1 rRNA gene is annotated in these 340 nt (G+C 51.8%); it reads right to left on the bottom strand.

Annotated features, from left to right (window positions below):
- A 23S ribosomal RNA gene (locus AC0L3J_RS37755) occupies positions 1-340 on the bottom strand; the annotation flags it as partial.

Raw genomic sequence — 340 nt, 5'->3', positions numbered from 1 at the left:
TGGGGTTAGCGCAAGCGAAGCTCTTGATCGAAGCCCCATCAATTAACCTTCCGGCACCGGGCAGGCGTCACACCGTATACGTCCACTTTCGTGTTTGCACAGTGCTGTGTTTTTAATAAACAGTTGCAGCCAGCTGGTATCTTCGACTGATTTCAGCTCCATCCGCGAGGGACCTCACCTACATATCAGCGTGCCTTCTCCCGAAGTTACGGCACCATTTTGCCTAGTTCCTTCACCCGAGTTCTCTCAAGCGCCTTGGTATTCTCTACCTGACCACCTGTGTCGGTTTGGGGTACGATTTGATGTTACCTGATGCTTAGAGGCTTTTCCTGGAAGCAGG

This window comes from Bradyrhizobium sp. Kon37, assembly GCF_055807535.1.
Note: the sequence above shows the minus strand (reverse complement) of the source record. Positions and strands in the feature narration are given on the sequence as shown.